This window comes from Escherichia sp. MOD1-EC6162 (genome assembly GCF_002965125.1).
Classification (GTDB): Bacteria; Pseudomonadota; Gammaproteobacteria; order Enterobacterales; family Enterobacteriaceae; genus Escherichia; species Escherichia marmotae.
Map to the genome: position 1 here is coordinate 331,855 of NZ_PTSB01000001.1, position 24,851 is coordinate 356,705.

Below are 24,851 nucleotides of genomic sequence, written 5' to 3' on the forward strand. Positions count from 1 at the left end.
CTTGCTATCCCCTGCTGGCGGGTTACTATCGACTGAATAACTTGCTGATTTAGAATTTGATCTCGCTCACATGTTACCTTCTCAATCCCCTGCAATTTTTACCGTTAGTCGCCTGAATCAAACGGTTCGTCTGCTGCTTGAGCATGAGATGGGACAGGTATGGATCAGCGGTGAAATATCTAACTTCACGCAACCGGCTTCCGGTCACTGGTATTTTACGCTCAAAGACGATACCGCCCAGGTGCGCTGCGCAATGTTCCGTAACAGCAACCGCCGGGTAGCCTTTCGCCCACAGCACGGGCAACAGGTGCTGGTTCGCGCTAATATTACGCTGTATGAGCCGCGTGGTGACTATCAGATAATCGTTGAAAGTATGCAGCCCGCCGGTGAAGGCTTGTTGCAACAGAAGTATGAACAACTAAAAGCGAAATTGCAGGCTGAAGGTTTGTTCGATCAACAGTTTAAGAAGCCGCTCCCCTCCCCCGCGCACTGTGTAGGTGTCATCACCTCAAAAACCGGTGCCGCGTTGCACGATATTTTGCATGTGCTTAAACGCCGCGATCCGTCTCTACCCGTGATCATCTATCCTACCGCCGTACAGGGTGATGATGCGCCTGGGCAAATTGTTCGCGCCATTGAACTGGCGAATAAGCGCAACGAGTGCGACGTATTGATTGTCGGGCGCGGCGGCGGGTCGCTGGAAGATTTATGGAGTTTTAACGACGAACGCGTAGCGCGGGCGATTTTTGCCAGTCACATTCCGGTTGTCAGCGCCGTTGGACATGAAACTGATGTGACCATTGCCGATTTTGTTGCCGATTTACGAGCACCCACACCATCGGCTGCCGCCGAAGTGGTGAGCCGTAATCAGCAAGAATTACTCCGTCAGGTGCAATCTGCCCGTCAGCGACTGGAGATGGCGATGGATTATTATCTCGCCAATCGCACCCGGCGTTTTACACAGATTCATCATCGATTACAGCAGCAGCACCCACAGCTACGGCTGGCGCGTCAGCAAACCACTCTCGAACGTCTACAAAAGCGGATGAGCTTTGCACTGGAAAATCAGCTAAAACGTGTCGGACAGCAACAGCAGCGATTAACACAGCGACTAACCCAGCAAAATCCGCAGTCACGTATTCATCGCGCGCAAACGCGGATTCAGCAACTGGAATATCGTCTGGCGGAAGTGTTACACGCACAACTTAGCGTAACACGTGAACGTTTTGGTAATGCAGTAACACACCTGGAAGCCGTGAGCCCGCTGTCAACACTGGCGCGTGGATATAGCGTAACCAGCGCCGCCGATGGCACAGTGCTGAAACAGGTTAAGCAGGTCAAAGCGGGCGATACGTTGACCACGCGGTTAGGTGATGGCGTGGTGGTCAGCGAAGTCAGTTCAGTTATGAAAACCCGCAAACCACGTAAAAAAGCAGCTAATCCGTAGGCCGGATAAGATGCGCCAGTATCGCATCCGGCAATATCACCATGCCAACACCAGATATAATCCGGGCATCACTGAATGTACCCTGCCGTATTACTCATACTTCCACACTGTTTTGCTATATCACATTTGCCTGAATCAACTCAGTGTCCCAACGCCCAGGTTTCGTTGGCGACATTTGGTGCCACCACAACAACTGCACCAGAAGGTAATTCTGTTTTCAACAGAGGTCGATGTGTTTTTCAAACCCTTGTGTTGCAGAGTTGGTGATGTAATCGGCACTGCGTTCTTTAAATGAAGTTCCTTTATTATTTTGTGCTTCTTGTCGGGTCGCTTCGCTGCCGAACTCGAGCTATGGGTCGTTATTTTGTTTAATGTTTGTCTCCGGTGCGGCAATGGCTGCACCAGAGATCAGCATCATTACAATACAGCCCCCCCAATGCACCATCCCTGAATAATATATCAATACAAAAAATTAATAATGACAGGCAGTATATTCCACACATAAAGGAAAAATCACTCAAGCAAATATAAATACAATTTTAATTAAAATGGTCTAACCGATCTGTTTATCGACCAGACACTGATAAATCTAATTTTTATTTTTTATAGTGTGAATATAAATTTTAAATAAAACTTAATATTCAGGAAGGACAAACTCAACACGTTTGCGGGAAATAAGCCCGTGACCATTCTGACAGAAGTAATCTACCGCACCGCAGGCTTTGAGTACCTGCAAAGGCTGATGGCAATCAGGGCACAATGCCTGGAGAGAGAAATTTTTGTCACAGGTTTCACAATGAGCGATGTCACCATTACGCTCGAGAGGTTTCTGACAGATTGGGCAGTTGAGTTCCATATAAACTCCTTCGATAAGTTTCCCCCTACTTACGAGAGGGAAACTATAGATAAGTACTTACCTACTATTACTTATTTTTTTTGATGTGCTTCATCAGACGCTTGCGCTTACGCATCTGGGTCGGCGTCAGGGTGTTACGCTTGTTCGCATACGGGTTTTCCCCTTCTTTGAACTGAATACGAATCGGCGTACCCATCACATCCAGAGATTTGCGGAAGTAATTCATCAGATAACGCTTATAGGAATCCGGCAGGTCTTTTACCTGGTTGCCGTGGATTACCACAATCGGCGGGTTGTAACCACCGGCGTGGGCATATTTCAGCTTCACGCGACGACCGCGAACCAGCGGCGGCTGGTGGTCTTCAACAGCCATAGTCATGATACGCGTCAGCATAGACGTGCCTACGCGACGGGTAGAGCTGTCATACGCTTCACGCACTGATTCAAACAGATTGCCAACCCCGCTACCGTGCAACGCAGAGATAAAGTGCACGCGAGCAAAATCGATAAAGCCCAGACGGAAGTCCAGCGTCTCTTTCACCTGCTCCTTCACTTCCTGGCTCAGGCCATCCCACTTGTTCACCACAATCACAAGTGAGCGCCCACTATTGAGAATAAAGCCCAGCAGGGAGAGATCCTGATCGGAAATACCTTCGCGTGCATCAATCACCAGCATCACAACGTTGGCATCTTCAATTGCCTGCAACGTTTTGATTACCGAGAACTTCTCTACCGCATCGGTAATTTTGCCACGTTTACGTACGCCTGCTGTGTCAATGAGTACATACTCACGTCCATCACGTTCCATTGGAATGTAGATGCTGTCACGCGTAGTCCCGGGCATGTCGTAAACCACCACGCGCTCTTCACCGAGAATACGGTTAGTGAGTGTAGACTTACCCACGTTCGGACGACCCACTATCGCCAGTTTGATCGGCAGACTTTGCGGATCGAAGTCGTCTTCCTCTTCTTCTTCCTCGCCATTCTCTTGCGCTTCAAATTGCGCCCAATATTCCGCGTCTTCATCCACTTCTTCTTGCGGCGCGATATCTTCCATCCACGGCAGCAGAACATGCTCAAGCAGGCTCAAAACACCACGACCATGCGAAGCGGCAATCGGGTAGATTTCACCTAAACCAAGTGAATAAAAATCAACGATTGCTTGATCCGGATCCAGTCCGTCGGTTTTATTCGCCACCAGGAAGGTTGGCTTTTCGCGGGAACGCAGATGTTTGGCAATGGCTTCATCCGCTGGCATCAGACCCGCGCGTGCATCCACCATAAACAGCACCACATCCGCCTCTTCAATCGCCAGCAGCGATTGTTCCGCCATGCGGGTTTCTACACCGTCTTCTGTGCCGTCAATCCCGCCGGTATCAATACAGATAAACTCGCGGCCTTCAATTTCCGCACGACCGTACTTACGGTCACGAGTCAGACCCGGGAAATCCGCAACCAGCGCATCTCGGGTGCGAGTTAGACGGTTAAATAACGTGGATTTTCCTACGTTAGGGCGCCCGACAAGCGCGACCACAGGTACCATGTTTAAAGCCTCATTTTTATAAATCATCAGACAACGCCCGCAATTTTCGCGTCGTTGTTAAAAACAGGAAAACGGCCCCTGTCCAGGAGCCGTTTTCAAAGTGAACGACAGAGACGATTAACGTGTAATGGAATACACGGTCCCGTCTTTTGCCTGGATCAGCAGTTTGCCATCAGCGGCAACCGGGTCAGTCTGGAAACCGGAGCTATCAACTTTTTGCTGGGCAACGAAACGGCCATCTTCAACGTTAATCCAGTGCAGATAACCTTCGCTGTCACCCACCACCAGATTGCCATTATACAGCACCGGGGACGTCAGCAGGCGATGCAGCAGATCGCTTTGAGTCCACAGTGTAACGCCACCGTCGATGGTCAGCGCCATCACCCGGTCATTTTGATCGACCAGATAGATGCGGTTGCCGTCGACGATGAAATCATTCACCGAACCCAACTCGCGTTTCCACATAATCTGACCACTGCGCAAATCAAGCGCCGTCAGGTTACCATTATAGGCCAGCGCGAAAACAACACCGTTCACCACAACCGGCGTAGTATCAACATCGCTCAAACGGTCGATTTCGGTAGAACCGGTCGCCTGGGAGATACGCTGCTGCCAAATCATCTGTCCCTGCTGCATCAACACAGCACTGACGCGACCATTATCACCACCGACCACTGCCGCACCAAATGCAGTTGCTGGCGCAGACTCGCCACGCAGAGAGAGCGAAGGCATATCGAGGTTAACTGTCCATTTAACAGCGCCGTCAGCTTCGTTCAACGCCTGCAACTGACCGTTGCTGGTGTGAATCAAAACCAGACCGTCACTGACTACCGGACGAGAAAGTGCTTCACCCGCTACTTTGGTTTGCCATGCAACAGTACCATCGCTGGTGTTCAGCGCGTAAACCTGCGCTTTTTCGCTGCCAATATAGACATGACCACCCGCGACGGTCACGCCGCCGGAAAGTAACGCAGGCTCTTTAGATAACCAGCCATCTTTCTCGGCCAGACTGACAGACCAGATTTCTTTGCCGTCATCCGCATTCATCGCTTTAACCAAACCAGCGCGATCGGCAGCATAGACAACGTTATCCGCCAATGCCGGATGAAGATTAGAGTAGAAGTTACCAATGCCGCTACCAACGGAAGTGCTCCACGCCGTGGTCGGCATAAACTGGTTTTCAACGGTCGGTAATGGGGACATCTTCACCACATCTTCTTCACTGTTAAACAGCGAACAGCCGCTTAAAAGGGTAACGGAAAGCATTCCTGGCAGCAGTAATTTACGCAATTGCATCGGGTCCCTCTCAGATGGACAAATTATTAATTTTCATCTGCATCATTTCACTCAGTGCCGGGGTAACATCGCTTTTCACGCCTGTTTCCCACGCACTACGCGCACCTTGCTTATCACCTTTGCTCAGCAATGCTTCACCACGCAGGTCGGCAACAATAGCAGCCCAACCTTCACCTTTAATGGTATCGAGGGTTTTCAGCGCGGCATCAGCCTGCTTGAGCTGCACCTGAACTCGGGCAAGACGCAGATTTATCACGGCTTTGAGATTTTCATCGCTCGTGTCCGCCAACCCTTGTTGTAATTGGGCGGCAGCTTTCTCTAGTTCATTTTTGTCAACAAATTGCTGCGCAAGTTCCAAAGAAGCCAGCGCGCCATAAGTATTTTTATTTTCAGCAGCGAATTTTTCCGCCGCCGGGATGCTGTCCGGTTTGCCTTCGCTCACTGCGGTAACCGCATTTTGATAAGCAAGAGAAGTGGATCGTGAGGACTCAACCTGATGGCTGTTCCAGTAGCGCCAGCCAATCAGTGCGCCAACACCTAAAATCACCCCAACAGCCAGTGCTTTGCCATTTTCAGCAAAAAAGCGTTTAACTGCTTCAACCTGGTCGTTTTCGTTCTCGTAAATTTCCACGCTGTCCTTCTCCTTCCTTAACCCAGTAACGTGCGCAAATGCGCGGCTACGCTATCCTGCGTAACTGCCGTTTGCTCACCAGAGCGCAAATCCTTCACTACTGCCGTGCCGTTGGCCACTTCGGACTCACCCAGCACCACAGCAACACATGCGCCCCATTTATCAGCACGGGCAAACTGTTTCTTAAAGTTGCCGCCGCCGTGGTTGGTCATCAATTTCACGCCAGGTAATTCATCACGCAGACGCTCAGCTAATGCCATAGCCGCAGATTGAGTATCAGCACCTGAGGCCACCAGGTATATATCGACAACAGGATCGGCTTTAAATTCCGGATTAACTGCCTGAACTAACAACACAAGACGTTCGAGGCCCATTGCAAAACCCACTGCCGGTGTTGCGCGTCCGCCCAGTTGTTCCACCAGACCGTCATAACGACCGCCTGCGCACACTGTGCCCTGAGAACCAAGACTGTTAGTCACCCACTCGAAAACGGTACGGTTGTAGTAATCCAGACCACGAACCAGACGCTGATTTACGGTGTAGGCGATACCTGCGCTCTCCAGCAGTTTGCAAAGACCAGCAAAGTGCTCGCGAGACTCTTCGTCCAGATAATCGCCCAACGCCGGAGCATCGTTAAGTAGCGCCTGCACTTCCGGATTCTTGGAGTCCAGCACGCGCAGCGGGTTGGTATACATGCGGCGTTTGCAGTCTTCGTCCAGCTTTTCTTTATGCTGTTCGAGGAAAGCAACCAGCGCATCGCGGTAATTGGCACGCGCTTCCAGCGAACCAATTGAGTTCAGCTCGAGGGTAACGTGTTCAGAGATACCCAGCGCGCGCCACCAGCGGGCGGTGAGCATAATCAGTTCGGCGTCGATATCCGGGCCTTGCAGACCGAAGACTTCGCAGCCCAACTGATGGAACTGACGATAACGCCCTTTTTGCGGACGCTCGTGACGGAACATTGGCCCGATATACCACAGACGCTGTTCCTGATTGTACAGAAGACCATGCTCGATGCCGGCGCGTACACAGCCCGCCGTCCCTTCAGGGCGCAAAGTCAGGCTGTCGCCATTGCGATCCTCAAAGGTGTACATCTCTTTTTCAACCACGTCGGTGACTTCACCAATCGCACGTTTGAATAGCGGGGTCTGCTCTACAATCGGCAAGCGGATTTCACTGTAACCGTAGCTGCCGAGCACGTTTTTCAGTGTGCCTTCAATGCGCTGCCAGATGGCCGTTTCGCCAGGCAGGTAATCGTTCATGCCACGAATGGCTTGAATGTTTTTTGCCACGTTTATTCTCTTTCTGAATATAAAAATGAACCCTCAACGCTTCCCTCAATATTTCGGGAGCCATGCGGGTTCAATCATACACGGGAAGCGAGACGCTTCCCATCACGTTATTATTTTTCAACCTGCTGAACGTCAATTCGACGCGCTTCGTCCAGTTGGCTGGCTTTTGCACGAATGCGTGCTTCCAACTGGTCGATCATGTCGTTGTTGTCCAGACGGTCTTTGCGCACGCCATCTTCATAGAGGCCGCTTTTCTTGTTGCCGCCCGTGACGCCAAGCGTGGAAACCAACGCCTCGCCAGGACCGTTCACCACACAGCCGATGATAGAAACGTCCATCGGGGTGATGATATCTTCCAGACGCTGCTCCAGCGCGTTGACCGTACCAATAACGTCGAATTCCTGACGAGAACAGGTCGGACAGGCAATGAAGTTGATCCCGCGCGAACGGATCCGCAGCGATTTCAAAATATCAAAACCGACTTTGATCTCTTCAACCGGATCTGCCGCCAGTGATACGCGCAGCGTATCGCCAATGCCTTCCGACAACAGCAGACCTAAACCAATAGCGGATTTCACTGCCCCGCTACGTGCGCCACCGGCTTCGGTAATACCCAGATGCAACGGCTGATCGATCTGTTTTGCCAACAGACGGTAAGACTCCACGGCCAGGAAGACGTCAGACGCTTTCACGCTGACTTTGAACTGATCAAAGTTCAGGCGATCGAGATGATCAACATGACGCATAGCGGATTCCAGCAGCGCCTGCGGCGTCGGTTCGCCATATTTTTCTTGCAGATCTTTTTCCAACGATCCGGCGTTAACGCCAATACGAATCGGAATGTTTTTATCGCGCGCGCAGTCAACCACCATGCGAATACGCTCTTCATTGCCGATATTACCAGGGTTAATGCGCAAGCAATCAACGCCATATTCCGCCACTTTCAGCGCAATGCGGTAGTCGAAGTGGATGTCGGCCACCAGCGGCACATTAACCTGCTGCTTGATAAGTTTGAACGCTTCTGCAGCGTCCATCGTCGGTACAGAGACGCGAACGATATCGGCACCGACACGTTCCAGCGCCTTGATTTGATTGACCGTCGCTTCGACATCCGTCGTGCGCGTATTAGTCATGGACTGTACGGCGATGGGAGCACCATCGCCAATCGGCACATTCCCAACGTAAATACGTGTTGATTTTCTACGTTGAATTGGAGCCTGGTTATGCATGAAAAATCTCCCGCGTTACCCGTCTGTTACTGCGCCGGTGATTGTTCGGCATTTAGGGTCAGACGCGCAACCTGGTTAGTTCTGATAAAACGACTCAGATCGACAGGTTTCCCTTGATACTGGATCTGCACTGCGGCTGGCGCACCAATTTTCAGTTTATACGGTGCCTGACCGGCTAAATTCAAATTACCGCCTTTACGTTGCATCCCGCTGAACAGTTTTTTACCGGTAGCATCGGTAACTTCCAGCCAGCAATCGGCGGTAAAGTTCATGACCAGTGCATTAGGATCAGCCGTTGGTGTTGTTACAGCAGCCTGATCGGTTGGCAATGGTGCTGCGGCATCTGGCGTCGTTGTTGCAACCGGAGCCGCCGGTGTAGTAGTGGCCGCAGTATCAACATTCGCCTGCGAAGGAGGAACAACCGCGTTCTGCAGTGGATCTACAGCAGGAACTGGCGTCGTCACGGCTGGCGCTTGCGTGTTCGTAACGGTGGTCTCCGCCGCCGATGGCGACGTAGTGGTACTGTTCTGATCAGTAGCCGTATCTAACGGTACACTCTGGCTCTGGTTATTATTCAATTCCGCGGTAGATTGATCAGCCATCGTGGTGATCTCTTCCTGCTGGGCTTTGTGATCCTGCCACCACCAGGCACCGCTCAGGCCAATCACTACAAACAGAACCAGCCAGGTAAAGGTCATCAACCAGCCATCGCGTTTTTTACGTCGCTTCCCGAGGGAGAAACTCTGCATCGGCGCAACTTTTGCGGCCCGCAGAGGTGCCTGCTTTTCCAGCCCTGGCAGCAGTTCTTCTTCTGGAATATGGACCAGACGCGCATAAGAGCGGATATACCCGCGCAAGAATGTTGAAGCAAGATCGGCTGGTGCCTTATCTTCTTCAATGTCGCGTACCGTGGAAACCTTCAAACAAAGTCGTTCGGCAACGGCTTGCTGGCTAAGTCCAATTTGTTCACGGGCATTACGCAAGCGAGCGCCGGTGGTAAGTGCTTCATTTTGGTCGTGCGTGGCTTCAGTATTCATTCGCTGCAGGTACGTTTAAATGAGAATTGGGATGCCGGTGAACCATCACGCCCACCCACACCGCGAAACATCTGTAAGGTTAACCTTTATCATACAGTATAAGACTGTCTGTGTGCTCGTGACAAAGCCCACGTGAATCAAAGCTAACTTACTGTTGCATCGTTACATACTGCCTTAAAGTCAGCAAAAACGCACCGTTAATATTGATCAGACAATTGCAACTTAATGCGACATTCATAAAACATTACGCCACGGTACATAAAGTAACCGTGGCGTAATGGCTATCAGACCGTTTTAATGTCGATGGTTTCACCCTGCATCCGTTTACGCAGAGTACGTTTAGTACGGTCGATGACATCTCCCGCTAACTGGCCACAAGCGGCGTCGATATCATCACCACGGGTTTTACGCACAATGGTGGTGAAACCGTAGCTCATCAGTACTTTTGAGAAGCGATCGATACGGCTGTTCGAGCTACGACCATACGGCGCACCCGGGAACGGGTTCCACGGAATCAGGTTGATCTTACACGGCGTATCTTTCAGCAGCTCCGCCAGTTGGTGCGCGTGTTCAGTACCGTCATTAACGTGGTCGAGCATCACGTACTCGATAGTAACACGGCCCTGGTTAGCGTTGGATTTCTCCAGATAACGGCGCACCGCGGCAAGGAAAGTTTCGATATTGTACTTTTTATTGATCGGTACAATTTCGTCACGAATTTCATCATTTGGTGCATGCAGAGAGATTGCCAGTGCAACGTCAATCATATCGCCCAGTTTATCCAGCGCCGGAACCACGCCCGAAGTAGAGAGCGTCACGCGGCGTTTAGACAGGCCAAAGCCAAAGTCATCGAGCATGATTTCCATCGCCGGAACCACATTGTTCAGGTTAAGCAGCGGCTCGCCCATGCCCATCATAACAACGTTAGTGATTGGGCGCTGACCGGTGATTTTTGCTGCGCCGACGATTTTCGCCGCCCGCCACACCTGGCCGATAATTTCCGACACCCGCAGGTTACGGTTAAAGCCCTGCTGGGCGGTGGAACAGAATTTACACTCCAGCGCACACCCTACCTGCGAAGAGACACAAAGTGTGGCTCGGTCATCTTCCGGGATATACACCGTTTCGACGCGCTGATCGCCCACGGCAATCGCCCATTTAATGGTGCCGTCAGATGAGCGCTGTTCTTCAACCACTTCCGGTGCGCGGATTTCCGCCACCTCTTTCAGCTTGCCGCGCAACACTTTGTTGATGTCGGTCATCTCATCAAAGTTGTCGCAGCAATAATGATACATCCACTTCATCACCTGATCGGCGCGGAAGGGTTTTTCACCTAACTCTTTAAAAAACTCCCGCATCTGCTGACGGTTGAGATCCAGCAGGTTGATTTTCCCATCTTTCGTGGTGACGTTTTCAGGTGTGACTAATTGTTCAGACATATGCTATTCCGGCCTCGTTATTACACGTTATGGCCCCTGGAGGGTTGAAAAAAGAAACGCCCCGGTGAGCGGCTGCTCGTCCGGGGGCGCTGCATTGTACAAATTCTGGCGCACGGATGCCACGTTTGCACGCGGCATTTACGAAATTATTAACGCGTGCGCGGACACACTTCGCCTTCACCGAAGAAATAAGCGATTTCGCGAGCGGCAGATTCTACGGAATCAGAACCGTGGGTGCCGTTTTCAGTCAGGCTGTCAGCGTAATCAGCACGCAGAGTACCCGCCAGCGCATTTGCCGGGTTGGTTGCGCCGAGCAGATCGCGGTGACGCTGAACCGCATTTTCGCCTTCCAGCACAGAAACCACGATCGGGCCAGAGGTCATGAACTCAACCAGACCATCAAAGAACGGTTTTCCATCGTGTTCAGCATAAAAACCACGAGCCTGTTCAACGGTCAGGTGCAGCATTTTAGTGCCGACAATTTTGAACCCTGCAGCTTCGAAGCGCGCAAAGATACTACCAATGACGTTTTTTGCTACCGCGTTCGGTTTGATGATGGAAAAAGTACGTTCAATAGCCATTTTTACCTCTGTAAATTGTTCTGTTGTTGTCTGTACCAGCGTACGAGATGGCGCGGATTATAATGAGCAACAAGGCCGTTGACTATTGATGAAGGTAACATTTTTTTAAAATAAACCGAGCTTAAGCAACAAACCGTCGTGAAACAGACTACTGCATGGAAAATCTCACCGTCGCTACTTGCCCCATTTCATCCATCACCAGTAATTGATAATCGCCTTTTTCACTCAAACGCAGCGTAACGTTACGCCCACGTTCAGTTAACGGCTCACCATTAAGAAACCACCAGCGTTCACCTGCGCCACCACTGGTTTGCACAGGCAAAGAAGCATCAGCAGCGCCAGGTAATCGCTTAATAATGGTGCCATCACGTACTCCTGTTAGTTGCAACGGGAGTTGGGCATCGCGACCGTATGGCGGGCACATTGTCGATGCCGGAGGCAAACGCACAGCCCGGCGTTCCGGAGCAGGCAGCCAGGGTTCCAGCGGTAGCGGCCAGACATTTATCATTTCTTGTCGCGCCTGTGGACAATCGGCGGCGACTCGTTTGCCATTTTCATCCAGCCAGATAGGGAAACGTATGCCATTAATCCCTTCCTGCTCCGGCAGTAACAGAGTTGGCGGCTGGCTTCCATCCAGTAACCAGGTTGCCAGGCGACGCCGACAGTTACTGTCACCTTCCGGCAAAGACTGCCCGCCCGGCCAGCAGATAACACCACGGCTTACAGAGTTCGGACGTGGGTCTTCTGGCAGATTTGCACTGCGCGACAGTAAGATATTATTGACCTGATTCAACAGCGGTACGGCGCTGGCAAAGCCAAACTGACCAACAACAGGCGTACCGTCCGGCCTGCCGGTCCAGATACCGATGATATAGCGAGCATTTATACCTATCGCCCATGCATCTCGATAGCCATAACTGGTGCCAGTTTTCCATGCCAGTGGTACGACGCGCGGCAAAGCGCCATCCGGCAAGGGTTGCGCTTCATCAGCCATGATCCGGCGGATGATCCACGCAGCCCCCGGCGACATTAAGGGGCGTTCAAGCAGGGGGGCGTCAGGCTGTAAGCGCAATTTACCTGCCTTACCGCGGCGAGCAAAAGCGGTATACGCTGCTGCCATATCTTCCAGTTTTGCACCTGCGCCACCGAGAATGAGCGACAGATTCGGCGCAGCACCGTTGGGCAGAAACAGCGGTAACCCGATGTTACGCAGCTTTGCCGCAAACCGTTTCGGACCATAGGCTTCCAGCACCTGCACGGCGGGTAAGTTCAGCGAGCGCACCAGCGCCTCGCTCATGCTGATCGGGCCATGAAATCCGCTATCAAAGTTACCTGGTCGATAATCGCCGGTGCGTCGGGGGACGTCCTGCAACAACGATGCCGGATGGATCAATCCCTCATCCAGCGCCAGACCATAGACAAACGGTTTAAGCACCGATCCCGGCGATCGGATCGCATTAACCATATCGACATGACCAAAGCGTGAATCATCATTGAGATCAACCGATCCTACCCAGCCGCGAACACGCATATCAGTATGATCAACCACGATCATCGCCAGTGAACTGCGCGGCGGCAATCGTCCTTTCCAGTTTAGCGCCAGTTCTTCCAGACGCCGCTGAAGGCCTGCATCCAGTGTAGTAACGATTTTGTCGCTTTTACTTTTACCGAGCATCATCCGCGAAAACAGCGGTGCCAGTTTTGGCATCTGTCTGGGTGCCAGCCAGACAGGTTCTTCGATTGACTCTTTTACCTGCTCACGGGACCATACACCTTGCACTGCCATCCGTTTGAGCACTTTATTACGCGCAGCCTCGGCACGCTCCGGCCAGCGATCCGGGCGCAGCCGACTGGGTGCTTGCGGTAATACCGCCAGCATTGCTGCCTCGGAATAGCTTAAATTTGCAGGCGATTTCCCAAGATAAGCCCAGCTTGCTGCCCCAACTCCCTGCAACGTACCGCCAAACGGGGCGCGATTAAGATACAAAGTCAGAATTTCACGTTTAGACAGATGCCACTCCAGTTGAAACGCGCGCCAGAGCTGACGAATTTTGCCGCCAAATGTTTTGGGGTGAGGATCAAGCAGACGCGCTACTTGCATGGTGAGCGTGCTACCGCCAGAGATAACCCGACCAGAAGTCAGATCCTGCCAGGCTGCGCGCGCCACCGAGAACGGGTTTACGCCCGGATGCTTCCAGAACCAGCGATCTTCGTAATTAATCAGTGCTTCAATATAACGTGGAGAAACATCTTCGATTGCTACCGGATAACGCCAGATACCATCTGCATCAGCAAAGCGCCACAGTGGCGTACCGTCCTGCGCCACAACCACGCGTGCGGGATTGACTTCATGTAGCGGCAGAGGCCAGAGTTTATCTGCTCCCCACGCCGCCAGAATGATGATAAAAGGCGCGGCTGCCAGCGTTATCCAGCAGCCGCGTTTTGTTAACAGACGAGGCATTTACGGTCTGACAATCAGCAAATCTTCAGTCGCACCCGTCGCCCGCCATTGGGGAACATACATCGATTCCACCATCGGCTGCGGCATCTGATACGTTCCCGGCGTTACCGCCCGCGCCAGATATACCAGCGTTACCGGTTGATATTCATCAACGGCAACCGCGGCCACAAAGCGATCGTCACGGAACTCAATGTGCTTAATGCTCGCTTGCTGCATTTGATTGAGCAAGTTTTGCACTTCGCCACCACTTTGTTCCAGACTGGCGCTGCCGTTCGCCAGGTTCTGGTTTTCCAGTTCCAGACCCGCTGGCAACAAATCAACCACCAGCGCATCCGGCACGCTGTTACTGGCTTTTACCTGCAACCAGACCAGCACCAGATCGCCACTACGCAACGAGTCCAGAGACTTGCTCTTACCATCAGTACCTAATATATGGCGCTCAATTTGCAGAACATTATTCGCTGGAAGCGGTGCGGACTGCGGATAACCGCTGGCATCCACACGCAGCCATAGCGGTTGGTCGCCACTGTTGGTTACCTGCAAAGTTGCAAGTTGATCGCTATTCAGATTGCTGTTTTGCGCTTTCTCGCCTGTCAGCGGTGCGGCAGAGAAAGACGTTTGCGCCTGCCATTTGCCCGGTAAATCCTGAATCGCACGGGCAGCCAGGAACAACGCGTTACTTTCCTGAGTTGATAGCCAACGTTCACCAAACGCCTGCTGCGAAAGCGTGTTCAATAAGGTGTTCTGATCATCTGGCAACAGTTTGTTCTCTTCCAGCAAGGAGAGCATCAACGCGTTGTCGCGCAGTGGGCTACCGTAATCGCCCAGCCATTTCCGCTCATCATTGCGCGGCGTTTTCAGCGCCAGTGCAATCGCTTCTTCACCACGCGTCGCATCGCCCATCGTTTTCAGCGCAACGCCAAGTTGCAACAGTGGCAAACCCGAAGCAGCATCTGCACGACGCTCCCAGATTTCACGCAGTGCACCCAGCGGTGCTTTTTGCTGCCGTGCCAGTACCAGCGCAGCATAAGACTGTATGGCAAACTTGCTGGCTTTGAGGTTATCCGCATACGGAATCGACATCATGCCCGGATCTTGTAAATAGCGCAGCAGACGCTCATTTCCCCGGTTAATGACTTCTGTCGGCACGCTGTAACCCTGCTCACCTGCGCGAACCAGAAAATCCATCACGTAGGCAGTCAGCCAGTACTCTTCGTCACCGTTTTTATCCCACAGCGCAAAGCCGCCGTTATCACGTTGCATTTGCAGCAAACGCGAAATGCCAATATCGACTGCCGCACGGCGTTTATCATCACTGTCGCCTTTGATACCCAATGCCTGTAGCTGGGCGGCATTGGTATAAAGTGACGGGAACAGGCCGCTGGTGGTTTGCTCCAGACATCCGTAAGGATACGCTTTTAACTCTTTAATATAACGAGCAATGTTCAGCGGTGGTTTGCCGCTCAACAACAACTGTCCTTCCAGCGTAACAGGCGAGAAGTTTTGCAATCCATCAGTTGGCATCGCCCATGTTTCACCAGGCTGCAACGCCGTACCATAATTGACCGTTTGTGCCGGGAATGCCGGACGGACGCCAATTTTCCACTGCTTATGCTGATCGGCAACGGTTTCACCCGGTAACACTAACCCGCTAATGGTGGCCCGAATTTCGCCATCACCATAGCCCGTCAGTGCGCGTACCGGGATAAACAGCGTAGTTCGCACGCCTGGCGCTAATTCAACGCCTGCGGGCGAGTTACTCACCAGTTCAAGCAAACCGCTGGCGGTCAGAGCAACGTTCAGTTTTTGCGGTTTATCGGTAAGATTAGTGATATCCAGCGTCAGACGCGAGGTATCGCCGCTGGCCATAAAGCGTGGCATATTCAGTTCCGCTATCACCGGTGCGGCAACAACCACTTTACTTTCGCTACTGCCGAAATCATCCGCTGTCCAGGCCTGCGCCATGACTCGTAGCTCACCATTAAAATCGCCAATGGGTAGCGTAACCGTGCCTTCCCCCTGTTCGTTGAGCGTTACCGGCTGTGCCTGTTGCGCAACAATATTGACGTGGTTCACGGGCGGTTTACCCCCGCGTTTCAGCTCATCGCCATCGCCACCAAAGCGCAGCGCTGCCAGACGTCCCTGACCTTCAATAACCTGACCGTAAATATCGTAAATATCAGCACCATAACGTTTCTGACCAAAGAATGCCTGCCACGGATCTGGTGTAACGTAATCAGTGATATTCAGCACACCACTATCAACGGCCGACACCAGCACATTCACCTGTTTTGGCATCTCACCATTTTTATTGCTGGCTTTGATTTTCACGGTTAATGGCTGATTGGGGCGCATTTTTGTTGGTGTTTCCAACGCCAGATCGAGGCGACGGTTTTCATCGCCAAGCGGCAAATGCAACACGCCAACCGCACGTTTTGGCGTCGCGGAACGAGATTTATCTCCCGGACGAACCACCAGCGTACTTAAATAGAGGTCATGTCGATTCCAGGTTTTATCGACCGGAATCATCAAATCCAGCCCTTGTGCCGGGACATCAATCTCTTGCCACCACAGCGGCCCTTCACTGGACTCGACCATCGCGTAGCCTTTACCCGCCGTTGGCGCAGCAATATGCAACTTGATCGTATCGCCAGGTCGATAACTGGCTTTATCCAGTTTCATCGTGACACGGTCTGGTCGCACCGCACCGCTACCGTCGCTATTATCCTGCCAGCTATATCCGGCCCAAAAACGCACGCTACTGACCGCTTCATTCGGCGCTTTAACTTCCAGACGATAAGCGCCCCACTCTACCGGGAAACTCACTTTGCCGGTTTCACCCGCTTGCAGATCCAGTGTTTGCTCATTTTCGATCAGATCTTTTTGATCAAACTGCGACCGCCAGCCTTCATCTTCCGACCAGTTCCAGTAGTAATCACGACGTTCACGAATCAGTCTCACCTGCAAGCCCGACACGGCTTTTTTCACGCCCTGTGCATCGCTATAAACGATATCAAAAGCAGCGTTACTGTCTTCATCAACAATGGGCTGTTTTACCGTGCTGTCAGTGCGGTAATCGTAAACCGATTTTGACGAGAACTGCGGGCGGATCCCTGGCAACGCATCCGCAGGCCAGATAGCCTGTTCAACACGGCGCGTCACCGGGCGGCCGCCGGATTCCAGTAAACTCCCCTGGAAAATAACCTGCAATGGAGAATGTGTTTCTTTCCACTGACTTTCTGTAGAAACTTCGCCGCGCCCTTTATCATCCAGCGTCAACTGGACTTCATCCAATGATCGGGAAAGGTTTTCGGCAGCAATATCACCAAATTCGAAACCGGGTAATGCAGCAACCGCTTCACGCAGTGGCCGCAGGAAAAGCTGCCCCTGCAAGGTATTACCGTTAGCAGGCGCTCCGTACAGGTAGTAACCCACCACAGAGAATTTCACCTCATCTTTCGGCGTTAACGGCGTTTTCTCGCCTGTCAGATTCAGCGCCATACGCTCAGGCATGAAATCTTCGACGTGGAAATCCCACATTCGATACTGGTTATCGCCCGTGTTAGCGCGGATATGCCACATGCCTGTTGGCGCACTGCTATCGAGTGGCCAGGTAAAGTGATAGAGGCCATTTTGCGGCTGACTAACGACGCTCCTAAGAACCTGCCCGTCGGGTTTAATCACGTCCAGTTTGACAGGTTGATCCGGTAACATTTTACCGTCCGCATCCCGCAATAACCCATTGAGAATTACCGTTTCGCCAGGGCGATAAAGATCGCGCGGGCCAAACATAAAGAACTGCTTGCTGTAGCCTGGCGCGCCAGCAATGTTAAATTCCGCTAAGTCCAGCGCTGGGAGTTTTAAATCAAGCAACGTTGTCTGACCGTCTTTACGCGCCAGCAGCAGTGCCGCGTTTTTGTCATTTTCCAGTTGCACATGGCCCTGTGCATCACTGGTCGCCTGAGTCAGCGTCTGCCCTTCCTCATTTAATAGCGAGACTTCAATTCCTTGCTGGGCCGCGCCGTTTTCCAGGCTTTGGGTAAAGATATCCAGACGATTGTGATAACGGTGGGCCGATACGCCAATATCACTTAACGTAAACAACGTAGCCGGATTACTGTAATCGTAACGTCCGGCCTGATTCATCACCGCCAGATACACGCCCGCCTGCTGAAGCGGCTTGATATCGCCCAGCGGCAGCAATAATTTTTCACGGGTGTTACGCGCAGGATTGAGATCAAAACGCCCGGTGTAGACCAAATCAGCCATCTGCAATAGTTTGTCCGATTGCCAGTTCGCCAGCGAATTGCGGTATTCCCACTGGCTAATGAAAGCAGGCAGAGATTCAGGCTTCACACGGAAGAAGTTAACATCGACATTGTTAACGTTGAGCGCCATTACCGGCAGCCCTTCAACGACTTTCCCGGGCAGCAGCGAACCACGGCTGGCAAAACCGACGCTGGGTTGGATATCGCGGGTAGAAATCGTTTTTTCGTAATCTTTACTGAAGGTTGCGTTATTGAGAGCTTTGACCTCCTTGCTAATAGTGACGATCAAATCACGTTTAGGTTCAAGGTGGCGCAAGCGTAGCTCTTTGAGATTATCTGATAGCTCCCAGGCACCATCCACTTTGCCGCTCTTTTTATCGACGACATGGATAACACGCGAGAAATCCTGATCCGGGTCGAGAGGGATGGAGAAAGTCAGCACCAGCGTGGCTGCGCCATCGAGTTGTACTTCAGAGAGATCCAGCAATGTCAGTGCTTTACCGGCACTCTGTTGTGCCAGTTTTTGTCGCTCTACCGCGGAGGTTTTTGCAGAATTCGTATTTCCCGACGATGTGTCTTTAGCAACTTCTGAGGACGCGTCTTTTTTCACCTCTATTGGCGCGTTATCGTTGTTGTCGCACCCTGCCAGCGCCAGCATTAACATGCAGGCGGCTATGCGTAATTTTTTCATCTCTCATCCCTGCCACAATGGCCCGTTAGCAACATCGAATAATTATTATGCGTGAGAAATGACGTTATGTAATTCACTATCACGCCTACAGAATCCGAATTTTAGTGAGAAATGTGGCTCAGACAGCCAAATCAGTCTCTTTTGCTTGTCGCTTTTCGGCAAACATCCGACAATTTAGCTTAACCCCGGCAAAAATGGAGATGCCTATGTCCACGACATGGTTTGTAGGAGCCGACTGGCTCGCTGAACATATAGATGATCCGGAAATTCAGATTATTGATGCCCGTATGGCACCGCCCGGACAGGAAGATCGTGACATTGCCCAGGAATATCTCAATGGACATATCCCCGGCGCAGTATTTTTCGATATCGAAGCACTTTCCGATCACACTTCCCCGCTTCCGCACATGCTGCCACGCCCGGAAACATTCGCAGTGGCAATGCGTGAACTGGGCGTTAATCAGGACAAACATCTGATTGTCTATGATGAAGGTAACCTTTTCTCTGCACCGCGCGCATGGTGGATGCTGCGCACTTTTGGCGTGGAGAAAGTGTCGATTCTGGGCGGTGGACTGGCGGGCTGGCAGCGCGATGGTCTTCTGTTAGAAGAGGGCGCGGTGGTATTGCCGGAAGGGGAGTTTAACACCGCGTTTAACCTGGAAGCCGTGGTGAAAGTGACCGATGTGTTATTGGCAAGCCATGAAAAAACGGCGCAAATTATTGATGCCCGACCGGCAGCGCGTTTTAATGCTGAAGTTGATGAACCTCGCCCAGGTTTACGTCGTGGGCATATTCCCGGCGCGCTGAATGTTCCGTGGACGGAGTTGGTGCGCGAAGGCGAACTGAAGACGACCGATGAACTGGATACAATATTTTTTGGACGCGGCGTCAGCTATGACAAACCAATTATTGTCAGTTGCGGTTCTGGCGTAACGGCAGCCGTCGTGTTGCTGGCACTCGCTACGCTGGATGTACCAAACATAAAACTGTACGACGGTGCATGGAGTGAATGGGGGGCACGGGCAGATTTGCCGGTTGAGCCAGTGATATAAGCTTTTTATTGCTGGTCTGGTTCGCGGCCTTTCCAGCAGATTGACTTGTGTTGCATAAGCAACGCAGGTGCTTCACAGCGCTTGCTATCGCGGCAATATCGCCAGTGGTGCTGTCGTGATGCGGTCTTCGCATGGATCGCACAATGAAGATACGGTGCTTTTGTATCGTACTTATTGTTTCTGGTGCGCTGTTTTCCCAGGTAAATAATAACCGGAGTTTCTCTGGTAATAATTTACTGGTGGCTAACAACCTTCAGTGCAGCAAGTAAGCCCGAATGCCGCCCTTTGGGGCGGCATATTTTATATTATCCGATTCTGTTTAAAATCACGCAGGAATCCACCCCAGCGACGTTCATAGAATGGCGCAATATGTTCGGTAATAAAGTGGCTAATTCCTTTTTCCCCTTTTTTCACCTGACAAATATCGATAGGTTCATCGCCCGGTAACGTATCGGTCGCCACGCTTCCCGCCGCCTGAATAATTTCTTCGATATCGCCATCTGCTTCAATACCAATAAGCAAATTAGGTTGTGCCTCTTCGCTTTCTTTAATTGAACAAATAAAAGCGCGCTTCACCGGCTTAATGGTTTTAAATAAGGTGGTGAGCGAATCAATCATTTGTGCTGGCGGCTCTGCGACTTCCGATAATATCAGCGACTCGCCACCTTCCAGCACTTCCTGACTGCTCAGTGGGTTTCCCTCTTCACCGATCAGCAAACTGATTTCACGCGGCATAAACTCTTTGCCGGTGGGCAGTTTTGCATTAAGGAAGAGCGTTTCACCAAGGGTCATCTCAAACAGCGTGCGAACGGGCATCACGACAAATGCTTGTTCGTCTTCAACCGCCTGTTGAAGTGCTTCTAACGAGGTGAAAAAAGGAATGACGCTGGTGCCATCTTCTTTTTCCCAGTGCTGTAAATCAAGTGCACTATCTTCAGCTACTGCCTCGCCCTGCGCCGCTGTACCCGGCACCCAGACAGTGGATTCCAGTAGCGTACGGAAAAAGGCCGGACGGTGTGCCGGTTCGGTTGCTGCTTTTTCCAGCAGGTCTTCAAGTTCATTTTTTGTTTCGGACATAAGAACCACAATTCATTCAACGTTCTGGGCGCAAGTGCCTGATGCGCTACGCTTATCAGGCCTACAAGTGAATCGCAATTTGTTGAATTTGCAATACTTTGTAGGCTGGATAAGGCGTTTACGCCGCATCCAGCATGAACAAATGCACTTTGCCAACGGTCTGATAAAAAAACCGGATGTGGCTTGAACCGCATCCGGCATAAAAGATTACGCAGTTAACAGATTGGCAATCGTGCGCACACCCAGCCCGGTCGCGCCCGCAGACCACTGCTCAACCGGCGCTTTACGGTAAGTCGCTGAGCAGTCAATGTGCAGCCAACCTTGCTGATAGTTCTCAACAAAGTGCGACAGGAAGCCCGCCGCCGTACTCGCCCCTGCCGGATAAGCCGCGCTTCCGGTATTGTTAAGTTCGGCAAAGTTTGACGGTAACTGGTTACGATGGAACTCCGCCAGTGGCAGACGCCAGAATGGTTCATTCTCCTGCGCGGCACTCGTCAGCAAACGCCCTGCCAGCGCATCGTCAAAACTGAACAGTGCGTGATAATCATTACCCAGCGCGGTTTTCGCCGCTCCGGTCAGGGTCGCAGCATCAATAATCAGTTCCGGTTTCTGCGCGCTGGCATCAATCAGGCCATCTGCCAGCACCAGTCGCCCTTCCGCATCGGTGTTCATCACTTCGACTTTTTTACCGTTGCGATAGGTGATGATATCGCCCAGTTTGAACGCGTTGCCGCTGATCAGGTTATCCGCACAGCAGAGGAACAGTTTCACGCGTTTATTCAGACCGCGCGTAATAGCAAATGCCAGCGCTCCGGTAACCGTTGCAGCACCGCCCATATCGGACTTCATCGAGTCCATAAACGCGGTCTGTTTGATACTGTAACCGCCGGAATCAAAGGTGATGCCTTTGCCTACCAGGCAAGCGTATACCGGCGCTTCTTTATCGCCCGTTGGGTTATAGTCCAGCGCCAGCAATACCGGGGAACGTTCTGATCCGCGTCCAACGGTGTGCAGCCCCATATAACCCTGCTCGCGCAGATCTTCGCCTTTAGTGATCCGGTAAGTCACACGATCGCCCGCAACGTTGCTGATCAGATCAACAGCACGCTGCGCCAGTTGTGATGGCCCCAGTTCTTCAGCCGGTGCGTTGATGGTGTCACGCACCCAGTCGATGATCATCAGGCGGTTATCCAGTTCCTGGCGTTGTGCATCGTCCAACTCCGGCCACTCGACTTTACGCGTACCTTTAGGCGCTTTGTAACCCTGCCAGAACGCCCAGCAACGATCCACATCCCAGCCTTCACCGCTTAACTGAACATGCTTAATGCCCAGACCGTCAATCTTGCGCGCCGCACGCTGGATCAGCCCCAAATCGTCAGCCCCGGTCAGGTGCAGGGTAATGCCATCATTATTAATGCTGTAAGTCGCTTTTTCTCCCCAACGCGCATCAGCAGGTTGGGAAGAAAGGGTAATTTTCATCGCTTCTGTCATTTTAGTTATCCTTATTTGTTTAACAGCAAAACGGGCTACCCCCAGGCAGCCCGTTTATTCACTCAGCTTCGTCCAGCCAGACTAACAAAATCGCTTCGAGGATTTTCTCGTTAGATGCCTGCGGGTCGTCGTCGAAATCTTCCAGATCGCAAATCCACTGATGCATATCGGTGAATCGAACCGTTTTCGGGTCGAGATCGGGATACGCATCGTACAGTGCTTCGCCAATTTCGCGGCTATCGGTCCACTTAAGTCCCATACTAACCTCTGTTAATGCTCACGCGCATGGTTGATAGTGTAACGCGGAATTTCGACCACTAAATCTTCATCGGTGACGCGCGCCTGGCAGCTTAAACGGCTTTCCGGCTCCAGCCCCCAGGCTTTGTCCAGCATGTCGTCTTCCTGCTCAGAGCTTTCCGGCAACGAGTCAAAACCTTCACGAACGATACAGTGGCAGGTGGTGCAAGCGCAGGATTTTTCACAGGCGTGTTCAATCTCGATGCCGTTACGCAGCGCAGCGTCGAGAATGGTTTCACCGCTCTTAGCTTCCAGAACAGCACCATCAGGGCAGAGATCCTGATGAGGCAAAATAACAATCTTTGGCATATTAAACCTCGTCCACGGAATGGCCTTTCAGCGCACGACGAACCGACTGGTCCATGCGGCGAGCGGCGAAATCCTGGGTTTGTTTGTCTACGTTTTTAATCGCTTGTTCGATGGCGTCAACATCATCGCCCTGCGCTACTTCACTCAGGTGAGCAGCGGCATCGTCGATGACCTGACGTTCTGCGGTGCTTAACAGCGCGGCATCCGCAGCCAGCGCGCCGTTCAGACTTTCCAGTACGCGCGCCGCTTCGACTTTTTGTTCAGCCAGCATACGGGCTTTTACGTCCTGCTCGGCATAGCTCATTGAGTCTTTAATCATTGAGGCGATTTCGCTGTCGGTCAGACCATAAGAAGGTTTGACCTGAATAGACGCCTCAACGCCGGTGGATTTCTCCATCGCCGTCACACTTAAAAGACCGTCGGCATCGACCTGGAACGTTACGCGAATATGCGCACCGCCAGCCGGTAACGCCGGGATCCCACGCAGCGCAAAACGTGCCAACGAGCGGCAATCCTGCACCAGTTCACGCTCACCCTGCATAACATGGATAGACATTGCCGTCTGACCATCTTTAAAGGTGGTGAAATCCTGGGCGCGGGCCACCGGAATGGTGGTATTACGTGGGATCACTTTCTCCACCAGGCCGCCCATAGTCTCAAGGCCCAGCGACAGGGGGATCACGTCGAGCAGCAGCATTTCACTGTCCGGCTTGTTACCCACCAGAATATCAGCCTGAATCGCCGCGCCAATGGCGACAACTTTATCCGGGTCGATGGAGGTCAGTGGCGGACGACCGAAAAATTCGCCCACCCGTTCACGCACCAACGGCACACGGGTAGAACCGCCAACCATCACCACTTCCAGAACTTCATCAGCCTCAACGCCCGCGTCTTTCAGCGCGCGACGACAGGCCAGTAAGGTTCGTTTAACCAGTGGTGCGATCAGTTCGTTGAATTGTTGACGGCTGATTTCGCCCTGCCAGCCCGCAACATTAACAGTCACGGAATCGGCATCGCTCAGAGCGATTTTGGCCGCAATGGCGGCATCCAGCAGTTCACGCTGAACGCGGTTATCGCTACGGTCAGGAATGCCCGCCTGCTCGCGAATGTAATCCGCCAGCAGATGGTCGAAGTCATCACCACCGAGCGCAGAATCACCGCCGGTCGCCAGCACTTCAAACACGCCGCGACTTAAACGTAGAATGGAAATATCAAAAGTCCCGCCGCCGAGGTCATAAACGGCAATCACACCTTCCTGACCGGAATCCAGCCCGTAGGCGATAGCCGCAGCGGTCGGTTCGTTGAGCAAGCGCAGGACATGCAGGCCAGCCAGACGCGCTGCGTCTTTGGTGCCCTGACGCTGGGCATCGTCAAAGTACGCCGGAACGGTGATAACCACACCATCCAGCTCGCCTGCCAGGGCTTCAGTTGCCCGTGCTGCCAGTGCTTTGAGGATGTCCGCAGAAACGCGCACCGGGTTCAGCAGTCCCGCCGCCGTTTCAATCATCGGCAGACCATTCTCGCTGGCCTGGAATTGATAAGGCAGATGCGGATAGCGTTGCTGGATATCAGCCAGCGAGCGCCCCATCAGGCGTTTAACAGAACTAATGGTGTTGGCTGTGTCAAGCGCTGCATTAGTACGTGCGTCATACCCCACCGAATGCCCTTGCTGTTGATAGTGAACAACAGACGGCAGCAGGTGACGGCCTTCATGGTCGGCTAACGTTTCGGCCTGACCGCTGCGTACTGTCGCCACCAGCGAGTTGGTTGTGCCCAGGTCAATACCGGCCGCCAGACGACGCTGATGCGGCGCAGCACTCAAACCAGGTTCACTAATTTGTAATAAGGCCATGT

At 52.3% G+C, this 24,851-nt stretch carries 19 protein-coding genes; 3 read left to right on the forward strand and 16 right to left on the reverse strand.

What is annotated here, in order from left to right; genetic code table 11:
* The first annotated feature begins 70 nt into the window (after window positions 1–70).
* Complete coding sequence (xseA, locus tag A9587_RS01585) at window positions 71–1,447, forward strand: exodeoxyribonuclease VII large subunit (RefSeq protein WP_016249069.1); 1,377 nt, start codon at window positions 71–73, stop codon at window positions 1,445–1,447.
* Between the two features lie 634 nt (window positions 1,448–2,081).
* On the opposite strand, the gene A9587_RS01590 is transcribed toward xseA, so the two are convergent.
* The 11 genes from A9587_RS01590 to yfhM form a co-directional block, all read right to left on the reverse strand.
* On the reverse strand, window positions 2,082–2,303 hold the full coding sequence (locus A9587_RS01590) for a zinc ribbon domain-containing protein (protein WP_000422354.1): 222 nt from the start codon (window positions 2,301–2,303) through the stop codon (window positions 2,082–2,084).
* A gap of 67 nt (window positions 2,304–2,370) precedes the next feature.
* Window positions 2,371–3,846 (reverse strand): ribosome biogenesis GTPase Der, encoded by a 1,476-nt coding sequence (gene der / locus A9587_RS01595; protein WP_001516872.1) that lies wholly within the window; start codon window positions 3,844–3,846, stop codon window positions 2,371–2,373.
* 117 nt (window positions 3,847–3,963) lie between these two features.
* On the reverse strand, window positions 3,964–5,142 hold the full coding sequence (gene bamB, locus A9587_RS01600; RefSeq protein WP_105263381.1) for an outer membrane protein assembly factor BamB: 1,179 nt from the start codon (window positions 5,140–5,142) through the stop codon (window positions 3,964–3,966).
* 10 nt (window positions 5,143–5,152) lie between these two features.
* The gene (gene yfgM / locus A9587_RS01605; RefSeq protein WP_016249071.1) at window positions 5,153–5,773 is read right to left on the reverse strand and encodes an ancillary SecYEG translocon subunit YfgM; all 621 of its coding nucleotides are present in this window, start codon (window positions 5,771–5,773) and stop codon (window positions 5,153–5,155) included.
* Window positions 5,774–5,790: 17 nt separating this feature from the next.
* A complete protein-coding gene (gene hisS, locus A9587_RS01610) occupies window positions 5,791–7,065 on the reverse strand; it encodes a histidine--tRNA ligase (RefSeq protein WP_105224813.1) in 1,275 nt (424 codons plus the stop codon).
* Between the two features lie 110 nt (window positions 7,066–7,175).
* A complete protein-coding gene (gene ispG / locus A9587_RS01615; protein WP_000551807.1) occupies window positions 7,176–8,294 on the reverse strand; it encodes a flavodoxin-dependent (E)-4-hydroxy-3-methylbut-2-enyl-diphosphate synthase in 1,119 nt (372 codons plus the stop codon).
* 26 nt (window positions 8,295–8,320) lie between these two features.
* Window positions 8,321–9,331, reverse strand: a complete 1,011-nt coding sequence (rodZ, locus tag A9587_RS01620) for a cytoskeleton protein RodZ (protein WP_105263382.1) — start codon at window positions 9,329–9,331, stop codon at window positions 8,321–8,323.
* 284 nt (window positions 9,332–9,615) lie between these two features.
* A complete protein-coding gene (locus A9587_RS01630; protein ID WP_000003330.1) occupies window positions 9,616–10,770 on the reverse strand; it encodes a bifunctional tRNA (adenosine(37)-C2)-methyltransferase TrmG/ribosomal RNA large subunit methyltransferase RlmN in 1,155 nt (384 codons plus the stop codon).
* Window positions 10,771–10,919: 149 nt separating this feature from the next.
* Window positions 10,920–11,351 carry a nucleoside-diphosphate kinase gene (ndk, locus tag A9587_RS01635; protein WP_000963841.1) on the reverse strand — a complete coding sequence of 144 codons (432 nt, stop codon included), beginning with the start codon at window positions 11,349–11,351 and terminating at the stop codon, window positions 10,920–10,922.
* Window positions 11,352–11,499: 148 nt separating this feature from the next.
* A complete protein-coding gene (gene pbpC / locus A9587_RS01640; RefSeq protein ID WP_016262256.1) occupies window positions 11,500–13,812 on the reverse strand; it encodes a peptidoglycan glycosyltransferase PbpC in 2,313 nt (770 codons plus the stop codon).
* A complete protein-coding gene (gene yfhM, locus A9587_RS01645) occupies window positions 13,813–18,771 on the reverse strand; it encodes an alpha2-macroglobulin (protein WP_105263383.1) in 4,959 nt (1,652 codons plus the stop codon).
* Between the two features lie 206 nt (window positions 18,772–18,977).
* On the opposite strand from yfhM, the gene sseA reads away from it, so the two are divergent.
* Window positions 18,978–19,823: a 3-mercaptopyruvate sulfurtransferase gene (gene sseA, locus A9587_RS01650; protein WP_000108593.1), complete on the forward strand. Its 846-nt coding sequence runs from the start codon at window positions 18,978–18,980 to the stop codon at window positions 19,821–19,823.
* Window positions 19,824–19,966: 143 nt separating this feature from the next.
* Window positions 19,967–20,092 carry a small toxic inner membrane protein TimP gene (gene timP / locus A9587_RS25390; RefSeq protein ID WP_242664687.1) on the forward strand — a complete coding sequence of 42 codons (126 nt, stop codon included), beginning with the start codon at window positions 19,967–19,969 and terminating at the stop codon, window positions 20,090–20,092.
* Between the two features lie 31 nt (window positions 20,093–20,123).
* Here the strand turns inward: timP and sseB are convergent, their stop codons facing one another.
* From sseB to hscA, 5 genes are all read right to left on the reverse strand, one after another.
* Window positions 20,124–20,900 (reverse strand): enhanced serine sensitivity protein SseB, encoded by a 777-nt coding sequence (gene sseB / locus A9587_RS01655; RefSeq protein ID WP_010378943.1) that lies wholly within the window; start codon window positions 20,898–20,900, stop codon window positions 20,124–20,126.
* A 207-nt stretch (window positions 20,901–21,107) separates the two neighbouring features.
* Window positions 21,108–22,391 carry an aminopeptidase PepB gene (gene pepB / locus A9587_RS01660; protein WP_000133530.1) on the reverse strand — a complete coding sequence of 428 codons (1,284 nt, stop codon included), beginning with the start codon at window positions 22,389–22,391 and terminating at the stop codon, window positions 21,108–21,110.
* Window positions 22,392–22,449: 58 nt separating this feature from the next.
* On the reverse strand, window positions 22,450–22,650 hold the full coding sequence (gene iscX / locus A9587_RS01665) for a Fe-S cluster assembly protein IscX (RefSeq protein WP_000523616.1): 201 nt from the start codon (window positions 22,648–22,650) through the stop codon (window positions 22,450–22,452).
* An 11-nt stretch (window positions 22,651–22,661) separates the two neighbouring features.
* A complete protein-coding gene (gene fdx, locus A9587_RS01670; RefSeq protein ID WP_001124467.1) occupies window positions 22,662–22,997 on the reverse strand; it encodes an ISC system 2Fe-2S type ferredoxin in 336 nt (111 codons plus the stop codon).
* Window position 22,998: 1 nt separating this feature from the next.
* Window positions 22,999–24,849, reverse strand: a complete 1,851-nt coding sequence (gene hscA / locus A9587_RS01675) for a Fe-S protein assembly chaperone HscA (RefSeq protein WP_001516878.1) — start codon at window positions 24,847–24,849, stop codon at window positions 22,999–23,001.
* Between the last annotated feature and the right edge of the window lie 2 nt (window positions 24,850–24,851).

Bases quoted from the DNA above. Each gene is read 5' to 3' on its own strand.
- sseB (WP_010378943.1), bottom strand. From the start codon at position 20,900: ATGTCCGAAACAAAAAATGAACTTGAAGACCTGCTGGAAAAAGCAGCA.
- sseA (WP_000108593.1), top strand. From the start codon at position 18,978: ATGTCCACGACATGGTTTGTAGGAGCCGACTGGCTCGCTGAACATATA.
- pbpC (WP_016262256.1), bottom strand. From the start codon at position 13,812: ATGCCTCGTCTGTTAACAAAACGCGGCTGCTGGATAACGCTGGCAGCC.
- ispG (WP_000551807.1), bottom strand. From the start codon at position 8,294: ATGCATAACCAGGCTCCAATTCAACGTAGAAAATCAACACGTATTTAC.
- A9587_RS01630 (WP_000003330.1), bottom strand. From the start codon at position 10,770: ATGTCTGAACAATTAGTCACACCTGAAAACGTCACCACGAAAGATGGG.
- fdx (WP_001124467.1), bottom strand. From the start codon at position 22,997: ATGCCAAAGATTGTTATTTTGCCTCATCAGGATCTCTGCCCTGATGGT.
- timP (WP_242664687.1), top strand. From the start codon at position 19,967: ATGAAGATACGGTGCTTTTGTATCGTACTTATTGTTTCTGGTGCGCTG.
- iscX (WP_000523616.1), bottom strand. From the start codon at position 22,650: ATGGGACTTAAGTGGACCGATAGCCGCGAAATTGGCGAAGCACTGTAC.
- yfhM (WP_105263383.1), bottom strand. From the start codon at position 18,771: ATGAAAAAATTACGCATAGCCGCCTGCATGTTAATGCTGGCGCTGGCA.
- ndk (WP_000963841.1), bottom strand. From the start codon at position 11,351: ATGGCTATTGAACGTACTTTTTCCATCATCAAACCGAACGCGGTAGCA.
- A9587_RS01590 (WP_000422354.1), bottom strand. From the start codon at position 2,303: ATGGAACTCAACTGCCCAATCTGTCAGAAACCTCTCGAGCGTAATGGT.
- hscA (WP_001516878.1), bottom strand. From the start codon at position 24,849: ATGGCCTTATTACAAATTAGTGAACCTGGTTTGAGTGCTGCGCCGCAT.
- bamB (WP_105263381.1), bottom strand. From the start codon at position 5,142: ATGCAATTGCGTAAATTACTGCTGCCAGGAATGCTTTCCGTTACCCTT.
- der (WP_001516872.1), bottom strand. From the start codon at position 3,846: ATGGTACCTGTGGTCGCGCTTGTCGGGCGCCCTAACGTAGGAAAATCC.
- xseA (WP_016249069.1), top strand. From the start codon at position 71: ATGTTACCTTCTCAATCCCCTGCAATTTTTACCGTTAGTCGCCTGAAT.
- rodZ (WP_105263382.1), bottom strand. From the start codon at position 9,331: ATGAATACTGAAGCCACGCACGACCAAAATGAAGCACTTACCACCGGC.
- pepB (WP_000133530.1), bottom strand. From the start codon at position 22,391: ATGACAGAAGCGATGAAAATTACCCTTTCTTCCCAACCTGCTGATGCG.